This window comes from Streptomyces sp. NPDC001270 (genome assembly GCF_042896695.1).
Taxonomy (GTDB): Bacteria; Actinomycetota; Actinomycetes; order Streptomycetales; family Streptomycetaceae; genus Streptomyces.
In genome coordinates this window covers 711966-728361 of the sequence record NZ_JBIAXM010000001.1, presented here as the reverse complement: position 1 = coordinate 728361, position 16396 = coordinate 711966, and the positions used below count along the sequence as shown (strand labels likewise).

The window sequence follows — 16396 nt, the reverse complement described above, 5'->3', positions numbered from 1 at the left end:
AGCTCACCGCGCCCGGTACCGGTCACCAGGGGCGGCTGCCCGCAGTATCCAGCACTACGGGGCCGCACGGCACGGTGTTCACGATCACAACCTGGTCCGGGCGGTGCTCGGACCGGGTCGCGACAACACTTTCAGTCTTCTAACCAGGGAACACGCCGTCGAATCACGTCCTCCGGTAACCGTCGTCGGACGGCCACCGCGAGTGGACGGACCGGCAGGGCGTGTACACCGGCTTCTCTTCCGTCACGCATCAGCACCTTCCGTATTCCACATACCGGTTCCCCGCCGCACCGGCGCACACCAGCGCACACGCGCACGGCAACGCGCACCGCCGCATGAATCCCCACCGAACGGCGGACGGCCACCAACCGGGCGCCGACAGGGCGCCGGACGGACCGCACCCAAAGGGTCACAAAAACCCGCACTTCCAGCCACGACACACCCCCACTCACCAAGGGGCGCGGGGAACTGCGCGACCAGCCACAACGCACCCGCAGCCGAACAACAACCCGCAACCGCCACCGCCCCGTCCCCCTTCCCCCCCGTCCGGCAGGACCCGTCACCGCCCCTCAAGCGGAGCGCTCAGCTCGAACCACACCGTCTTTCCCTTGTCCGCCGGCCTGGTTCCCCAGCGACGCGACGAGTTGGCGACCAGTTGGAGACCGCGGCCACTCTCGTCGTCGGGCCGCGCCACCCGCTCGCGCGGCGGGTCGGGCAGCGGGTCGGACACCTCCACCCGCAGCGCCGCACCGAGGGCCGTACCGAGCGCCGCACGACGGACCAGACGGACTCCGATGGGCCCCGTCGCATGCCGCAGCGCGTTGGTCACCAGCTCGCTCACCAGGAGCGCCGCGACATCGGCGAGGCTGTCGAGGCCCCAGACCCGCAGTTGCTCGCGGACCGCGCGGCGGGCGGTGCGCACGGCCCCGGGGTGCGCCGGAAAGGTCCATTCGGCGCAGTCGCCTTCGGTGTCGATCACGCCGATCACATCCCAGGCCAGCGAACCCACCCATGTCCGGTTTCGTGGGGCTATTGGGCACATACCCGATATCCGGGACCCAGTACCGCCCGGGAAGGTGCACAGTGGCACAAACGGCGTACGGGACGCTCAGCGGGCGTCCGGCGCCGGCAGGCCCACCACCTCGCGCACCGCGGGGACGTCCTGGTCGAGCCAGTCCACTTCCCAGACCTCACCGGGGGCGAGGCGGCGCAGCGCGTCATGGTCCTGGAGGGGCGCGGGGGCGGCGGAGCCGGGCCGCAGCCGGGCGGTCCACACCTGGAGCACGTACGGGTCCTTCAGGGGCCACTCCCCCGGGACGCGCGCGACGACCTCGGCGTCGACGCCGAGTTCCTCGCGCAGTTCGCGCACCAGGGCGTCCTCGGGCCGCTCACCGGGTTCGACCTTGCCGCCGGGCAGTTCCCAGCGTCCGGCGAGGTCGGGGGGTGCGCTGCGGCGCGCGGCGAGCAGCCGGCCGTCGTCGAGCAGGGCGGCCGCCACCACCACGATCCGTTCCGTCATGTGGCGGAGCCTACGGGACCGCCGTGCGGGTCAGTTGCGCGTGGCGCCGCCGTGCTGGCCGGCGCGCTCGACCCAGTAGAGCTGTCTGTGCCCCCGGTCGTCGAGACTGTCGGCTATCTTCTCGGCCTCGGCGCGGGTCGCGTACCTGCCCACGCGGTAGCGATTGCCGTTGTCGTCCTGCCGTATGACGAGCCAGGGCAGGGTGACCGTGTCGTCGCTCATCGCGCCCCTCCGCTGCCCATCGCCCCGCCTTCTAAGGAAACCGCAATCCGCATATGCCCGAGCGTACGCCTAACCTTCACTGTGCGAATACGGCTTTTCACAAAGAGGTACGCAACCAGCCAGAACGCCGGGGGCGCGCGTTGCTGAACGCGCCCTGCGTGCGTTCCGGTGCGAGAGGTCGCCGCATGTCGCGGACCTCGCGGGTCACCAGCGCGAACGTCCGGATCCCAACGGCCCGCGGCAGCCCGCGGATCCGGGAGGCCAGGAGATGAACACCCCGGGGGCGTGCGCTACTTCACAGGCAGGTGGTACGAAACCCGGTACCGGTCGGCGGGAATGACCACATCGGCCGTCTCGACCGGCCGGCCCGAGGCGTAGTACGTGCGCTGGAGGACCAGGACGACATGTCCGGGAACGCCGCCGAGCACGTGCAGTTCCTCGGCGAGGCCGGGGCGGGCGCCGACCTCCTCGGTGACGTTGTCCACGATGACGTCGATGGCGCGCATGCGCTCGACCACGCCCATGCCGCCGAGCGGGCCCTCCTCGGGCAGCATCACGGGCGTGCGCCCGGTGACGGCCAGGGGCTCCCAGGAGGTGGAGAGCATCATCGGCTCGCCGCCGTCCCGGAAGAGGTACTTGGTGCACATCACGCGGTCGCCGGCCCGGATGCCGAGCCGGTCGGCGATGGCCCCGCTCGCCTCGGTCTGTTCGGTGCGGGACTCCCAGGTGCCGCGGGCGGCGGCGTCGGCCTGCTCCTGCCGGAACGGTGTGGCGCCGCCGTCCGGCCGGAACCCGGAACGGGCCACGCGCCGGGGCATCGGCCGCTCGCGCACGTACGTCCCCGAGCCGGAGCGGCCCTCGACCAGCCCCTCGGCCATCAGCACCTTGCGCGCCTCCAGCGCGACCGTGTCCGAGACGCCGTACTCCTGGCGGATCCGGGCCTGCGAGGGGAGCCGGGTGTGGGGCGGCAGTGAACCGTCGACGATCTTCTGGCGGAGATCACCCGCAACCCGCAGGTACGCCGGCTGTTCACCGAAAGTCACTGGCCGCTCCCATCAGGTTGTACAGACAGCAACAGAGTGGCAACCGTGGGTTGAGCCATGCAAGTAAAGGCCAGAGAATCACTCGATGTGATTACCCCCCGCCGGGAGGGCCGTGCCCAGGCATTTTCTCCCCGCTCCCGCCGCGATCACACCTCCATTCCGGTACCGCCCGGGTCACCGCCCGCCCCGCTGCCGCCCTCCTCGTACGGCGGCGGGGTCGTGGCCAGCCCCAGAGCCTTGCGTGCGGTGACCGTCCGGTCCGGTTCGAGCAGCCGGAAGCCCTTCTCGTAGTGCGCGTAGAAGGTGTCCACGTCACTGGCCCCGGCCGCCTTCGACAACTCCGTCCGGGCCTTGTCGAGGTCGTCCGCGAGGGACGTCACCGGCCCCTTCGCGTCCTGCGGCCAGTCGTGCCCGCGCAGCATCCCGCTCTGCTGGGACAGCGCCGCGGTGACCCGGCGCGCCCACGCCCGGTGTCCCGGCAGGTCGTCCTCGACGTACTGCGCGGGCACCGTGTCCAGGGCCGCGTTCAGGACGTGCGCGGCCTTCAGATAGGCGATCTGGTGGGTGTCGAGGACGGTCTCGTCGTTGCGCAGCGGGCCGGTCAGCTTCTCGCCCTCGGTCGTGTTGCCGAACAGGCAGGTCACCAGGCGGTCGTCGGCCTCCCAGCTCTGCCGGGTGGGCACCAGGTAGTACACGTCCACGTCGTCGGGGACGGCCCAGGCGTCCATCGCGTAGCTGTCCTGGAGCCCGTAGCAGCGGCCGCCGGCGGTCTCGTCCATCGACTCCTCGCCCGGGTACGGGCCGTCCGGCAGGTGGAAGGAGGCGAACACCTCGGCGTCGTGCGCCTTGGCGCAGGCGACCTTGGTGAGGTCGTACGTCTCGCCCTGGAGGGAACCGCCCGGCGCGTCGAAGCACTCGCCCTTGGACAACGAGAAGACCGCGCTGTCGCGCGCGCCCTCCTTGACCCCCTGCCAGAAATCGCCCGCCGCACCGGTGCCCAGCACCAGCGCCCACAGCACGAGCCCGATCACGGACAGCACGGAGCCGCCGACCGCCAGGCCCGTGCCGCGCTCCCCGCGCCGCTTGATCTGCCGGAGGGCGATCGCCCCCAGGACCAGCCCCACGCCCGGCAGGCAGCACAGGATGCCGAGGACGAGGGAGGAGATGGCCAGCCCGTTGACGGGCGCCGGCCGGCCGTAGGGGTCGTGGCCCGGTCCCCACCCGGGGTGAGGCGGCTGCCCCTGGAGACCGGGCGGGTACGGCTGCTGCCCGTACGGGCCCTGGGGATACGGGCCTTGGGGATACGGGCCCTGGGGATACGGGCCGTGCGCGTACGGATCCTGCGGATACGCGTCCGGCGAATACGGACCGGGCTGCGGGTGCTGCCCTTCGGGCTGCTGAGGACCGGGGGGCGGAGGTATGGACACCGGTACCGTGCTCCTGGTTCGAACGACAAAGGCGCGAACTGACGTACGACTTCGCGCATCGTAAGCGCGGTCCGGGCGGGGACGGAATCCAGCCGCACCGCGCGGCGGCCCTGCCGCGCCGGTGCGCGGCGGCCGGCCCGCTCACGGCCCCGGCCCACCGCGGAACGCACAAGGCCGCGTCCGAACGCCGTACCGCAGCCGTCCGTCGTACCGAAACCGGTCAGGGTCACGGCCCCGGTCCCGCTCCGCCCGATGCCACCGCCGCCCGCGCGGCAGGGGCACGGGCCGTCAGTCACACGGGACTTCCTCGACGACGTTCTCCCCGAAGCGCCAGGAACCCCGGTTGCCGAACGCCTCGGCGCGCAGCCCCATGTCCCGGCCGATCCGGGCGGCCCGCCGGTGCGACACGTCCGGGTAGTCCTTCGGGTGCACCCGGACGTAGCCGCTCCGGTCGGCGGGATACGTACGCAGCGCCTCGCGCAGCCGCTCCTCCTGCTCGTCCGGAGTACCGCGGCCGGCGGCCGGGCACGCCTCCCGCGGCCCGGCGCAGGTCTTCGGCGCGTCGTGCTCGCCCCGCCGCGCGGTGTCCGGCCCGCGCCAGGCCATCCACCCGACGGCGGCGAGCGCGGCGACAACGAGCAGCCCCGCGCCGGCCACGTCGCCGGTGGCGTCCGCCTGGCCCGGTGTCTGGGGGCGGAGTTCACCGGCGGGGTCCTCGATCACCCGGATGCGCTGCCCGACGTCGAACCGGTCGGACGTGACCTTCAGCGCGGGACCGGGGACCTCGGTGCCGTCCAGATGCTCCACCTCGTAGGTGTGGCCGCGGGGCTTGCGCCCCTGCGCCGGGTCGCGCCACTCCTTCACCACCGTCACGGTGGTCTCCTCGCCGCGCCGCTGGAGGGTGAGGTCGTCGCGGACCACGGAGACGACGTACGCGGACATCGCGGACGCGAACACGATGAAGAGGGCCGCGGAGAAGCTGTACTCCCAGGCGCCCAGCCCGGCGAGGAGCGCGATCAGCACCACCCCGTGCCCGATCCACAGGAGCATCTCGCCGACGGGCCCGATGTCGTCCGCGAGCAGGGACATCCCCCAGATGCCGGCGAGCACGTAACAGCCGGTGCCGATCGCCAGCGGCCCGCGGTAGCGCACCCGGATCGCTTCCACCTCGCCCTCGTCGTCGGCCCTCACGTCCGCCTCCCTGTCCCGGCACCCTCCTGCGGCGGGCCGCATGCGGCACCGCCGGGCCCTTCCCCACGAGTCGCGCCGCATAATCGAGGCCGTCAACTTCCGCGGCCCGCCGCCGCCCGCACGTAGGTAACGGCGGCGGGCGAGTGATGCCGCGGGCCGCCCGCCCGGGTCCCGCCGGCCCCGCTGGTCCTGACAGGGCGTCAGCGATGGCTGCCGTTCGCCGGGAGGCGGCCCGGCGGCTACGCCTCGGGGACCGTCGACGCCCGGGCGACGAGATGCGGGCGCAGCCGCCGGGAACGGACGTCTTCCTCGCGCAGCCGCCGCAGGAGCAGGTCCATGGCCTGGCGGCCCATGTCGAACATGGGCGAGTGGATCGTGGTGAGCGGCACCGGGATCTCGGCGACGACGGGGATGTCGTTGTAGCCGACGACGGCCACGTCCGCGCCCGGCCGCAGCCCGTGTTCCCGCAGCGCCCCTATGACGCCGATCGCGGCGGTGTCGTTGACGGCGAAGATGGCCGTGGGGCGGGGATTCAGCCGCAGCAGTTCGGCGCCCGCCGCGTGCCCTCCGGAGCTGTCGAAGCGTGAGTGGAGCACGTACTCCGGGGGCAGCGGCAGGCCGGCCTTCTCGTAGCGGCGGACGAAACCGGCGGTGCGCTCCGCACCGGTGCTGGCGTAGGGCTCCCCGGCCACCACCCCGACCTGCCGGTGGCCGAGTTCCAGCAGGTGCTCGGCGGCCAGCCGCCCGCCGAGCAGGTCGTCGGTGGTGACGGACAGATGGCCTTTCAGGCGGCGGGAGACCAGGACATAGGGGATTTTCCGGTCGGCGAGCGTCCGGACCAGTTCGTCGCCGTCGAGCCGGGCGTCACCCAGCACGATGCCGTCGACGCGGCGGGCGAGGAGTTCTTCGAGGCGCTCGCGCCGCAGGACCGGGTCGTCGGTGGTGTTGACGACGAAGGTGTTGTAGCCATGCCCGGCGGCCTCCGCGTCCAGGCCCTCGTAGATGCGCGCCAGGACGAAGTCGGTCAGCCGCGGGACCAGGACCCCGAAGACCCGGCTGCGGCCGGTGCGCAGGGCGGTGGCCGCGGGGTCGCGCTGGTAGCCCAGCTCGGCGGCGAGCGCGCGGATGCGTTCGGCGGTGGCGGCGCCGATGCCGGGCGCCCCGGGAGTCAGCGCCCGGGACACGGTCGAGACGTGCACCCCCGCGCGGGCGGCCAGGACGGCCAGGGTCACGGTGCTGTCGGAGGGGGGCGGGGCGGCGGTCACACGTCGTTTCTATCGCATCGGCCCGGCGGCCGGGAAACCGCGGTCCGCATCACCTCTTGTCGTCCCGCAAAGGATTGCATAGAGTCCTCGCAATCGTTCGCGCAAACGTTCTCGTGGACGATCGTGCAAAGGATTGCTCACCTGTGCGCCCACCGGCCGTGGAGGGACCCGTGACCCGTTTCCGTCTGATCGCCACCGGCGGCACCATCGCGAGCCGGCGGTCGGCAGGGGGCCTGCTGGCCGAGACCACCGGCGCACAGCTCCTGGCGGCGAGCGAACTGGGCGCCCTGGAGGTGGAGGTCGACGACTTCACCACCAAGGGCAGCTACGCCTTCACCCTGGACGACCTCCTCGCGCTCGTGCGCCGCGTCCACGACGCGCTGGCCCAGGGCGTGGACGGCGTGGTCGTCACCCACGGGACCGACACCATGGAGGAGTCCGCGTTCCTGCTGGACCTCTTCCACGCGGACCCGCGGCCGGTCGTGCTCACCGGCGCGCAGCGGCCCTTCGACAGCCCGGCCCCCGACGGTCCGGCCAACCTCGCGGCCTCGTTCGCCGTCGCGGGCAGCCCCCAGGCGCGGGCGCTCGGGCCGCTGCTGGTCTTCGACGGGCTGGCCTGGCAGGCCCGGGGCGTCCGCAAGGTGGAGACCCTGGCCGCCGCCGCCTTCGGGGCACCCGGGCGCGGCCCCTGTCTGCGCGTGACGCACGACCGCGTACTGCCGCTCGGCGCGCAGCCCCGGCCGCCCGCCTTCGACCTCGACGCCGTACGGGAACTGCCCCGGGTCGACGTCGTCGCCGCCTACGCCGGAGCCGACGGCGCCCTGCTGGAGGCCGCGGTGGCCGCCGGGGCCGGCGGCGTCGTGGTGCAGGCGCTGGGCGCGGGCAACGCGTCCCCGGCGATGACCGCCGCCGTGGCCCGGCTGGCCGACCGGGGCGTTCCGGTGGCCGTGTGCAGCCGGGCGTTCAGCGGCCCGGTCGCCCCGATGTACGGCGGGGGCGGCGGTGCGGATCTGGAACGCGCCGGCGCCGTTTTCGCGAGTGATCTGAGCCCCTGGCAGGCCAGATTGCTACTTTCCGTATCAATTGCCCACAAACCGGAAGATCCCGGAGCCGTTCTCAGACAGTGGCTCCAACAGGAGGCGTCCGCCGGGGCCCACGTCCGGCGGATGTCCGACGGCGCCCGCACATCAGACCAAGGAGCATCATGAGCAAAGAGATCTTCGTGTCCTTCGGTGTGGACATCGACGCGGTGGCCGGGTGGCTCGGCTCGTACGGCGGAGAGGACTCCCCCGACGACATCTCCCGCGGCATGTTCGCCGCCGAGGTCGGCGTGCCGCGGGTCCTCGAACTCTTCCGCCGGCACGGCCTCACCCAGACCTTCTTCTGGCCGGGGCACTCGATCGAGACCTTCCCCGAGCAGTTCGACGCCTGTGTCGCCGCCGGGCACGAGATCGGTGTGCACGGCTACTCGCACGAGAACCCGATCGCGATGAGCCGCGAGCAGGAGTCGACGGTCCTGGACCACTGCATCGGCCTCATCGAGTCGCGCACCGGCCGCCGGCCCACCGGATACGTCGCGCCCTGGTGGGAGTTCTCCCCGGTGACCAACGAACTGCTGCTGGAGCGCGGCATCAAGTACGACCACTCCCTCATGCACCGCGACTTCGAGCCGTACTACGTCCGCGTCGGCGACAGCTGGACCAAGATCGATTACGACGCGCCGGCCGAGTCGTGGATGAAGCCGCTCGTACGCGGCCGGGAGACCGACCTCATCGAGATCCCGGCCAACTGGTACCTCGACGACCTGCCGCCGATGATGTTCATCAAGGCCAGCCCCAACAGCCACGGCTTCGTCAACCCCCGCGACATCGAGTCGCTGTGGCGCGACCAGTTCGACTGGGTCCACCGCGAGAGCGACTACGCGGCGTTCACCATGACCATCCACCCCGATGTCTCCGGCCGGCCCCAGGTACTCCTCGCCCTCGAACGGCTGATCGAGTACATCGGCTCCCACGAGGGCGTCCGCTGGAGCACCTTCGACACCATCGCCGACGACTTCGCCCAACGCCGTCCCCGGGAGGTCTGAGCCATGTCCTCCTCCACCTCCGCGCAGACCGCGGGCGTCCCCGTCTGGGAACGTCCCGTGACCTCCCGGTCACTGATGCGCATATCCGCCGTGTGTTTCCTCGCCTGGGTGGTGTCGGTCTACGACTACACCCTCTTCGGCACCCTGCTGCCCAAGATCGCGGACAGTTTCGGCTGGTCCACGGCGCACGCCACCAACGTCGCCACCTGGGTGACCGTCGGCACCTTCGTCATCGCGCTCACCGTCGGCCCGCTGCTGGACCGCGTCGGCCGCAAGCGCGCCCTGGTGATCGCCATCCTCGGCGCGGCGCTCAGCTCCGGGTTCACCGGCCTGGCCGCCGGCGCCGTCTCCCTCGTCGTGATCCGCGCCTTCTCCGGGTTCGGCTACTCGGAGGAACTCGTCAACACCGTCTACCTCAACGAGATGTACGGCAAGGCGCGCAGCCGCGGCTTCATGTACAGCTTCGTGCAGAGCGGTTGGCCGGTGGGGGCGCTGCTCTCGGCGGGACTGACCGCCGCGCTGCTGCCCACTCTGGGCTGGCGCTGGTCCTTCGTCGTCGCCGTGGTCCCCTCCGTGCTGGTCGCCCTCGCCGCCGGCAGGCTGCCCGAGTCGCCTGCCTTCGCGGCCCTCAAGGAGATACGCCGGCTGAAGGCCGACGGGGACACCGCCGCGGCCGACGACCTCTCCCGGCGCATGGGTCTGACGGTGTCCGGCGAGGCCAAGGCCACCCTGCGCGACGTGTTCGCGCCGGGGCTGCGCCGCCACACCGTCTGCCTGTCGCTGGCCTGGCTGTTCAACTGGATGGCCATCCAGGTGTTCTCGGTGCTCGGCACCACCGTCCTCACCCAGGGCAAGCACGTCTCCTTCAGCAACGCCCTGCTGGTCCTGGTCCTCGCCAACGCGGTCGGCTTCGCCGGCTACCTGTTCCACGGCTGGATCGGCGACCGCGTCGGCCGCCGGTCCACCATCATCGTCGGCTGGACCATCGGCGCCGTCCTCACCGCCCTGATGCTGCTCGGCCCCGACAGCAGTGCCTTCGTCATCCCCCTGTACGCGCTGTCGCTGTTCTTCCTGACCGGTCCGTACGCGGCCCTGCTGTTCTACATGGGCGAGTCCTTCCCCGCCCAGGTCCGCGGTCTCGGCCCGAACGTGGCGCACACCATGGGCCCGGTCGGCGCGATCGTGGGCTCGGCGCTGCTGACCGGCCTGCTCAGCGCCGGGACCTCCATGGTCGTGGCGGCCCTGATCGCCGGGTCCGTCTTCATGCTGGCCTCCGGTGTGGTCATGCTCGGCACCAACCGCGTGGACCAGGGCGAACGGACCGCGGCGCCGCGCCTGCACGCCGAAGGAGCCGTCTCATGACCGCACCCGGGCAGTCCGCTCCGGCCCGCGACGACGGCCTGGCCGGCCAGGTCGCCGTCATCACCGGGGGCGCGAGCGGCATCGGCAGGGCACTGGCGGTCGCCTACGCCCGCGCCGGCGCCGTCAGCGTGCTCGGCCACTACCCGAAGGACCCGCACGACGTACGGCAGACGGTCCGCGAGGTCGAGGCCGCCGGCGGCCGGGCCCTGGCCGTCGACGTCGACATCCGCGACCCCGCGCAAGCCAACGCCCTGGCACAGGCGGCCGTGGACCACTACGGCCGGCTCGACATCGCCGTGGCCGCGGCCGGGATCCTGCGCCGCGCCCCGCTCGCCGACCTCAGCGACCGGGCGTGGGACGACATGCTCTCCGTCGATCTCACGGGCGTACTGCGCCTGTTCCGCTCCGCGGCCGGCGTGATGACCGGTCCGGGCGCCATGGTCGCCGTCTCCTCCATCGCCGGCGGGGTCTACGGCTGGGACGACCACGCCCACTACGCCGCCGCGAAGTCCGGCGTGCTGGGGCTGTGCCGCTCCCTGGCCGTGGAACTCGCCCCGCGGGGCATCCGCGTCAACTGCGTCATCCCCGGCCTGATCGAGAGCCCGCAGTCGCTCGACCCGGTCAACTCGCTGGGCCCCGAGGGCCTGGCCGAGGCCGGCCGGATCATCCCCTGGGGACGGGTGGGCTCCACGGACGAGGCGGCGCGCACCATCCGCTTCCTCACCGGTGCCGACGCCGCCTATGTGACCGGGCAGCACCTCATCGTCGACGGCGGTCTCACCGTCCGCTGGCCGAGCTGAAGGAAACCGACACCGCCATGAGTCAGTCACTGAAACAGCGCGTCGCCGTCGTCACCGGCGCCGCCAGCGGGATCGGCGCGGCCGTCGCCGACGCCTACGCGGCCGAGGGCGCCCGCCTCTTCCTCGCCGACCGCGACCTCGACGGCGCCGAGGCGACCGCGGCCCGGGCCCGGGCGGCAGGCACCACGGCGACGACCCACCGGGTCGACCTCACCGACGCGGACGCCACCCGCGCGATGATCGACACCGCGCACCGGGAGTTCGGGCGCATCGACATCCTCGTCAACTGCGCCGGGCTGCTCACCGAGGTGCCCTTCGTCGACATGCCGGTGCACATCTGGGACGAGATGATCGACGTCGACCTGCGCAGCGTGTTCCTGTGCTGCCGCTGGACGGCGCCCCTCATGGTCCGCCAGGGCACGGGCCGCATCATCAACGTCTCCTCGCAGCTCGCGCTGAAGGGCGGCGAGAGCCTGGTCCACTACTCCGCGGCCAAGGCCGGGGTCATCGGCCTCACCAAGGCCCTGGCCCGCGAACTCGCCCCGCACGGCGTCCTGGTGAACGCCATCGCCCCCGGCCCCATCGAGACCCCGCTCGTGGCCGGGATCAGCGAGGACTGGAAGAAGGCGAAACGCGCCGAACTCCCCCTGGGCCGCTTCGGCGTACCGGCGGAGGTGGCCCCGACCGCCGTACTGCTCGCCGGTGACCCCTCGGGCAACCTGTACGTCGGTCAGGTCCTCGGGCCCAACAGCGGCGACGTGATGCCCTGAACACCCGGAGGAAGGGGAAGCATGTGCGGCGCGTGCGGTACCGGCACGGTCCGTCCGCCCTGGGAGGTCGTCCTGGCGGGCGACCGTCCCGCGGACCGGCGGCGACGGGCGGCGGCCGCCGCCGAGGCGGCGGGCGGCCGGGTCGGGGTCGCTCCGTGGGGCGCCGCCGGTTACCTCGTCACCCCGCGGACCGGCCCCCCGAGGCACGTACCCGACCTCGACCGGCTCGCCGCCTGTCTCCTCCCGCACCTGCGCCGGCACCACCCGCTGCCGGAGTGCCCCGCCTGCCCGCACGAGGCGGAACGGCACCGGGTGGGCCTGCCCGCCGACCCGGACCCGCAACGCCTCGCCGTCTGGGCGGCGCTGGCCGGCGCCCACGGCGGCGCGGGACGGCTCCGGATCGAGATCCACGTACCGCGCGCGCCTCTCCTGTCCGCGTCCGCGACGCCTGAACACCCGTCGGACGACGCACCGGTGCGGGTACGCCCCGGCAGCCCCGCCCGGCCGGCCGTCGTACTGTGCGGGCCGCACGCCGGGGAGTACGCGGACCATCTGCGCCGGCACCTCAGTACGGTGCCGCGGCGCGACGCGAGCGCGGCTGCTGCCGGGTAAGGAGATCCGCCGAACAGACCGCCGGGGCCCTGCGGACCCGCGGACTCCGGCGGGCGGCCTTCTCCTTCCGGCCGGTACCGGCTGCAATGGCAGGCATGAGCAGAGGCATACCCCGTTCGGGGGCGCGCGGCCGGCAACTGCACCGGATCGTCGACCGCCGGGAACTCCCAGCACGCCGGGACCCACGACGACGGCTTCGGTCACCCCTGGGGGCGCATCGCCCGGGACACCGCAGCGGGGGACCCCAACGGGTCGGCGTCCGCCGGACGGTGCTCGGTCCGGCCGAGGGAGCGGGCAGCCCGGCCCGCTGGATGGCTTCCTTCGCGGCGGTGCTCCCCGGGCTGGCGGCGGTCGCCGCGCTGGTCTTCACCTGGGTCTCCGTCGCCCAGGTCTCCGACGAGCTGGCCATTTCCGAGCAGGGGCAGATCGCCGACCGGTACGACACGGCGGTGAAGAACCTGGTCGACGGTTCCGTGGACGTGCGCAGAGGCGCCATCTACTCCATGCAGAGCATCATGACGGACTCCCCCCGCACGCAGCCCGCCGTGATCGACATGCTGTCCAAGTACGTCCGTGACCGCGCCACCAAGAAACTGAAGACCACGGAGAAATCCCCGGACATCCAGGCGGCTCTCTACGCGCTCGGGAATCGCAATCCCGCCCAGGACGGGAACGCCGCCATCGACCTCAGAGGCGCCTACCTCAAGGAGGCCAAGCTCGAAGGCATGAATCTGACCAACGCGGACCTCAGAGGAACGGTCCTGTCCGGCGCCAACGCCGAGAAGGCGATGCTGTCCGGTGCGGATCTGGAACGGGCCGTGCTGACCGGGGCGGACCTGACCGGAGCCGACCTCTCCCATGCCGAGGTGCCGAAGGCCGATCTGAGGACGGCCGTCCTGGCCGACGCGGCTCTGAAGAACGCCTCGTTCGGCCGGGCCGACCTCCGGAACGCGGACCTGACCGGCGCGAACCTGAGCGGCGCGGACCTGACCGGAGCGGACCTGGAAGGCGCCTATCTCGCCGAGGTCACCTGGACCGACACCACCCTCGCGGGGGTCCATCGGCCGGAGGGGGACCTGCTCGACCACGCACCCGGCGCGACGTCGCAGCCATCGCCGTCCCGGACCGCCGACCCGCCCGGCTGGACGGACCGGTCGTGAGGGAGGCCGCGGCCGCATCCGCGCGGGCTCGGCTCCGCCACCGGCCCGGGGGCGGTGAGGCGGTGTGCCTCGCCGCGCCCGGGAGGCACGACGTCCGTCGGTTCGCCTAGCCCTTCGTCACCAGGAAGACCGGGTTGGTCAGGGCGGCCATCGGGCCGAACATCAGGGCGTCGCCCATGGTGTTGCCCTGGCCGGGGCTGCCGTCCGCCATCGGGTGGCGCACCTCGGCGCGTACGTACGACACGAGCGAGGCGGTCGTGCGCCACACCACGGTGCCGGAACCGGAGGCGCCCACCGACTCCTGGTGCATCTGGCCCTCGTCGGTGATGAAGCGGACGGTGCCGCCCGGCACACCCTCGACGTCGAGGCGGACGTCCACCGGCGCGTCGGCGGGGACGGCCAGCTTCTCGCCGATGCCGGCCTGCTTGCCGTTGCCGGTGGCGGTGAAGGTCAGCTTGACGGAGGACGACTCCGCGATCCAGCTCCGGCCCGCGCGGATACCGGCCATGACGGCGTCGGTGGCCAGGTCGTCCGCCTGGACGACGTTGTGCGGCAGGCCGATGACGTTCGGCACGCTGTGCGCGTCGCTGTTGCCCATGGCCGGGAGCCAGCGCTTGCCGGTGCGGACGGCCTCACCGAGCTTCTGGTCCCAGGTGCTGACCGCGTGCTCGTCGTCGTAGGTCCACGGGCCGGTCCACACCTCGGTGGCGTCGGCGTCGTCGAAGCCGAACTTCCACTGGCTGGCTATGTACGCGCAGTACATGTGCGCGGGGACCACCAGACCGCCGCCGCGGTGCACCTGGCGCGCGAAGCGGCCGAAGTCGTCGTCGCGCGAGCGGTAGCGCCAGTCGATCCACTCACCGGGCGGGAGGCCGAGGGCCAGCCAGTGACCGTTGCGGGTGGTGACCTCCTCACCGGTCATGATCAGCAGGTCCGGTCCGGCGTACTCGCCCCACACCGCGTGCGAGGACGAGGTGTTGTGGTCGGTGGAGACCATGAAGTCGAGGCCGGCGGCGCGCGCACCGGCGGCGACCTCGCCCGGCAGCCGCTTGCCGTCGGAGTAGACGGTGTGCAGATGGCAGTCGCCGCGGTACCAGTCACGGCCGCGTCCCTTGGCGCGCTGCGGCGGGTAGTTCTTCACGTACGCGGGCCCGGGCTCGCCGTACGTCAGGGTCACCTGGACCTGGTAGTTCAGGCCCTGCGGCGCCACCTGGTAGGGGCCGAGCACGATGTGCCAGGTGCCGGCGTTGACCGGGCCGGGCAGGTACCCCGGCGTGGCGTCGCTGTTGCTGATCTCGAACGAGGTGCGGAAACCACCGGACCAGCCGCGGAAGCCACGGCCGCCGAGGGCGATGCCCCGCTCGTCGAACACACCGATGTCGCAGGAGTTGCCCGGGGTGCCGGAGGGCACGGACGGCCTGTCGTAGGAGTACGAGACCGCGATCTTCTGCACGCCCTTGGGGACCTCGACCGGGAGGTAGACGAAGTCCGCGACCCCGGTCTCCAGGAACCCGCTGATGGTGCGGGTCACGTCACCGCTGGTGGGCGCGGCGCCGCCGGACGAGCCGTCGGCCGCCTGCGCGAAGGACACCGGGGCCAGGGTGAGAGCGGCGGCACCGGCCATCCCCACGGTCAGCAGCCGCCGCCGGCCGAGGCCGGCGTCCGAGCCGCCGGCGCCCACGGCGTCGGCCGGGAACGGGTTGACATTGTGCTCGCAATGTCCGTCAAGACACATATTGCCCTCTGCAAGATCGGTGATCGGTGCTCGATGAACACACCGGAAGCCCTCAGACACTGATCCGGTCCAGTGGACGACGGGTGATATCAGAATGAAGGGTCTGCGGCAGACGGGCATAGACCTGCAAAGATGTGCTAACGGAGCCGAACCCGTCACAGCGAGTGAACGGCGGGCGGGACGAGCCCGGCCGACGGGCGGGGCCCGGCCGGCACCGCGTGCGGGGAGTGCGGACACACCGTCCGGCTCACCGCGCCCGGGTGTCCGCCGCGCCCGGGGTGCGGAGGTGCTGGCCGAGGAAGAAGGCCGCGCGGTCCAGCGCCTCGTCGGCCTCGTCGAGGACGCCGGCGAACGACTGGAACACATGGGGTACGTCGGCGGTGACGTCGAGGATGACGTCCACCCCGGCGGCCGTCGCGCGCGCGGCCAGCCGCGTGGAGTCGTCCAGGAGCACCTCGTTGGTGCCCACCTGAAGGAGCATCGGCGGGAAGCCGGTGAGGTCGGCGAGGGCGGCCGGGCTGAGCATGGGCTGGTTCGGGTCCTGCCCCGCGAGGTACATGACCTCGGTGTGGCGCAGGGACTCGCGGGTGAAGAACGGGTCGATGCCCTCCTTGGTGACCATGCTCTCGCCCGTCCGGCCCGCGTCGAGTCCGGCGGAGAACGCCACGATCGCCGCGGGCAGGGGCAGGCCGGCGTCGCGGGCGGCCAGGCAGGTGGTGACGGTGAGGCCACCCCCGGCGGAGTCCCCGGCGAACACGATGGCGGACGGGTCCTCGCCGCTGTCGAGGAGGGCGCGGTAGGCGCTCAGGGTGTCCTCGACGGCGGCGGGGAAGGGGTGTTCCGGGGCGAGCCGGTAGTCCAGTGAGAACGCCTTGATCCCGGTCCTCGCGACGAGGTTGCCCGTCAGCGACAGCGCGGTCTCGGGCGACCCGAACACGAAGGCACCGCCGTGGAAGTACAGGAGGGTCCCGGGCCGCGGGGTCCCGGCCGGTTCGACCAGCAGGGCGGGGCGCGGGCCGAGCGTCGTGGCCGTGGTGCGGATCCCCTCCGGGACCCTCATCTCGGCCATCATCGCCCGGAATCCGGCCCGTAGTTCCTCCACCGGCACGGGGCCCGCCGGCCGGGGCTGCCGCACCATCGCGTCGATCATCGCGCGCTGTTCCCTGCTCATGTCCGCTTCCTCGCTCTCGTCGTGGGCGGCCGG

The 16396-nt window shown here is 72.5% G+C and carries 16 protein-coding genes; 7 read left to right on the top strand and 9 right to left on the bottom strand.

Annotated features, from left to right (window positions below; all coding sequences use genetic code 11):
- Positions 1–559 precede the first annotated feature (559 nt).
- The 7 genes from ACFY2B_RS03270 to ACFY2B_RS03240 all read right to left on the bottom strand — a co-directional run bounded on the left by ACFY2B_RS03270 (position 560) and on the right by ACFY2B_RS03240 (position 6667).
- Positions 560–1009 carry an ATP-binding protein gene (locus ACFY2B_RS03270; protein ID WP_376529663.1) on the bottom strand — a complete coding sequence of 150 codons (450 nt, stop codon included), beginning with the start codon at positions 1007–1009 and terminating at the stop codon, positions 560–562.
- 99 nt (positions 1010–1108) lie between these two features.
- On the bottom strand, positions 1109–1519 hold the full coding sequence (locus ACFY2B_RS03265; protein ID WP_390761391.1) for a (deoxy)nucleoside triphosphate pyrophosphohydrolase: 411 nt from the start codon (positions 1517–1519) through the stop codon (positions 1109–1111).
- Between the two features lie 30 nt (positions 1520–1549).
- A complete protein-coding gene (locus ACFY2B_RS03260) occupies positions 1550–1741 on the bottom strand; it encodes an SPOR domain-containing protein (protein WP_390761390.1) in 192 nt (63 codons plus the stop codon).
- Between the two features lie 290 nt (positions 1742–2031).
- Complete coding sequence (locus ACFY2B_RS03255) at positions 2032–2784, bottom strand: GntR family transcriptional regulator (protein WP_390761389.1); 753 nt, start codon at positions 2782–2784, stop codon at positions 2032–2034.
- A gap of 146 nt (positions 2785–2930) precedes the next feature.
- Positions 2931–4211: a DUF4190 domain-containing protein gene (locus tag ACFY2B_RS03250; protein ID WP_390761388.1), complete on the bottom strand. Its 1281-nt coding sequence runs from the start codon at positions 4209–4211 to the stop codon at positions 2931–2933.
- A gap of 288 nt (positions 4212–4499) precedes the next feature.
- Positions 4500–5402 (bottom strand): hypothetical protein, encoded by a 903-nt coding sequence (locus tag ACFY2B_RS03245; RefSeq protein ID WP_390761387.1) that lies wholly within the window; start codon positions 5400–5402, stop codon positions 4500–4502.
- Positions 5403–5641: 239 nt separating this feature from the next.
- Complete coding sequence (locus ACFY2B_RS03240; RefSeq protein WP_390761386.1) at positions 5642–6667, bottom strand: LacI family DNA-binding transcriptional regulator; 1026 nt, start codon at positions 6665–6667, stop codon at positions 5642–5644.
- 170 nt (positions 6668–6837) lie between these two features.
- Here ACFY2B_RS03240 and ACFY2B_RS03235 point away from each other — a divergent pair, with 170 nt between their 5' ends.
- The 7 genes from ACFY2B_RS03235 to ACFY2B_RS03205 all read left to right on the top strand — a co-directional run bounded on the left by ACFY2B_RS03235 (position 6838) and on the right by ACFY2B_RS03205 (position 13457).
- Positions 6838–7875, top strand: a complete 1038-nt coding sequence (locus ACFY2B_RS03235) for an asparaginase (RefSeq protein WP_390761385.1) — start codon at positions 6838–6840, stop codon at positions 7873–7875.
- Positions 7872–8753, top strand: a complete 882-nt coding sequence (locus tag ACFY2B_RS03230) for a polysaccharide deacetylase (RefSeq protein WP_390761384.1) — start codon at positions 7872–7874, stop codon at positions 8751–8753. Before ACFY2B_RS03235 ends, ACFY2B_RS03230 begins: the two co-directional genes overlap by 4 nt.
- Before the next feature lie 3 nt (positions 8754–8756).
- On the top strand, positions 8757–10115 hold the full coding sequence (locus ACFY2B_RS03225) for an MFS transporter (protein WP_390761383.1): 1359 nt from the start codon (positions 8757–8759) through the stop codon (positions 10113–10115).
- Entirely contained in the window at positions 10112–10915 is an 804-nt protein-coding gene (locus ACFY2B_RS03220) for an SDR family NAD(P)-dependent oxidoreductase (protein WP_390761382.1), read from the top strand. The genes ACFY2B_RS03225 and ACFY2B_RS03220 overlap by 4 nt, the downstream gene beginning before the upstream one ends.
- A 17-nt stretch (positions 10916–10932) precedes the next feature.
- Positions 10933–11685, top strand: a complete 753-nt coding sequence (locus tag ACFY2B_RS03215) for an SDR family NAD(P)-dependent oxidoreductase (RefSeq protein ID WP_390761381.1) — start codon at positions 10933–10935, stop codon at positions 11683–11685.
- 21 nt (positions 11686–11706) lie between these two features.
- Positions 11707–12297: a hypothetical protein gene (locus ACFY2B_RS03210; RefSeq protein ID WP_390761380.1), complete on the top strand. Its 591-nt coding sequence runs from the start codon at positions 11707–11709 to the stop codon at positions 12295–12297.
- 311 nt (positions 12298–12608) lie between these two features.
- Complete coding sequence (locus ACFY2B_RS03205) at positions 12609–13457, top strand: pentapeptide repeat-containing protein (RefSeq protein WP_390761379.1); 849 nt, start codon at positions 12609–12611, stop codon at positions 13455–13457.
- Positions 13458–13563: 106 nt separating this feature from the next.
- On the opposite strand, the gene ACFY2B_RS03200 is transcribed toward ACFY2B_RS03205, so the two are convergent.
- Both ACFY2B_RS03200 and ACFY2B_RS03195 read right to left on the bottom strand, forming a co-directional pair.
- On the bottom strand, positions 13564–15081 hold the full coding sequence (locus ACFY2B_RS03200; protein WP_390761538.1) for a CehA/McbA family metallohydrolase: 1518 nt from the start codon (positions 15079–15081) through the stop codon (positions 13564–13566).
- A gap of 358 nt (positions 15082–15439) precedes the next feature.
- A complete protein-coding gene (locus tag ACFY2B_RS03195) occupies positions 15440–16363 on the bottom strand; it encodes an alpha/beta hydrolase (RefSeq protein ID WP_390761378.1) in 924 nt (307 codons plus the stop codon).
- Between the last annotated feature and the right edge of the window lie 33 nt (positions 16364–16396).

What these genes read in the sequence shown, in the direction of transcription:
- ACFY2B_RS03265 (WP_390761391.1), bottom strand. Translation starts at nt 1,519, where the DNA reads ATGACGGAACGGATCGTGGTGGTGGCGGCCGCCCTGCTCGACGACGGC.
- ACFY2B_RS03260 (WP_390761390.1), bottom strand. Translation starts at nt 1,741, where the DNA reads ATGAGCGACGACACGGTCACCCTGCCCTGGCTCGTCATACGGCAGGAC.
- ACFY2B_RS03230 (WP_390761384.1), top strand. Translation starts at nt 7,872, where the DNA reads ATGAGCAAAGAGATCTTCGTGTCCTTCGGTGTGGACATCGACGCGGTG.
- ACFY2B_RS03225 (WP_390761383.1), top strand. Translation starts at nt 8,757, where the DNA reads ATGTCCTCCTCCACCTCCGCGCAGACCGCGGGCGTCCCCGTCTGGGAA.
- ACFY2B_RS03220 (WP_390761382.1), top strand. Translation starts at nt 10,112, where the DNA reads ATGACCGCACCCGGGCAGTCCGCTCCGGCCCGCGACGACGGCCTGGCC.
- ACFY2B_RS03215 (WP_390761381.1), top strand. Translation starts at nt 10,933, where the DNA reads ATGAGTCAGTCACTGAAACAGCGCGTCGCCGTCGTCACCGGCGCCGCC.
- ACFY2B_RS03210 (WP_390761380.1), top strand. Translation starts at nt 11,707, where the DNA reads ATGTGCGGCGCGTGCGGTACCGGCACGGTCCGTCCGCCCTGGGAGGTC.
- ACFY2B_RS03205 (WP_390761379.1), top strand. Translation starts at nt 12,609, where the DNA reads ATGGCTTCCTTCGCGGCGGTGCTCCCCGGGCTGGCGGCGGTCGCCGCG.
- ACFY2B_RS03200 (WP_390761538.1), bottom strand. Translation starts at nt 15,081, where the DNA reads ATGGCCGGTGCCGCCGCTCTCACCCTGGCCCCGGTGTCCTTCGCGCAG.
- ACFY2B_RS03195 (WP_390761378.1), bottom strand. Translation starts at nt 16,363, where the DNA reads ATGAGCAGGGAACAGCGCGCGATGATCGACGCGATGGTGCGGCAGCCC.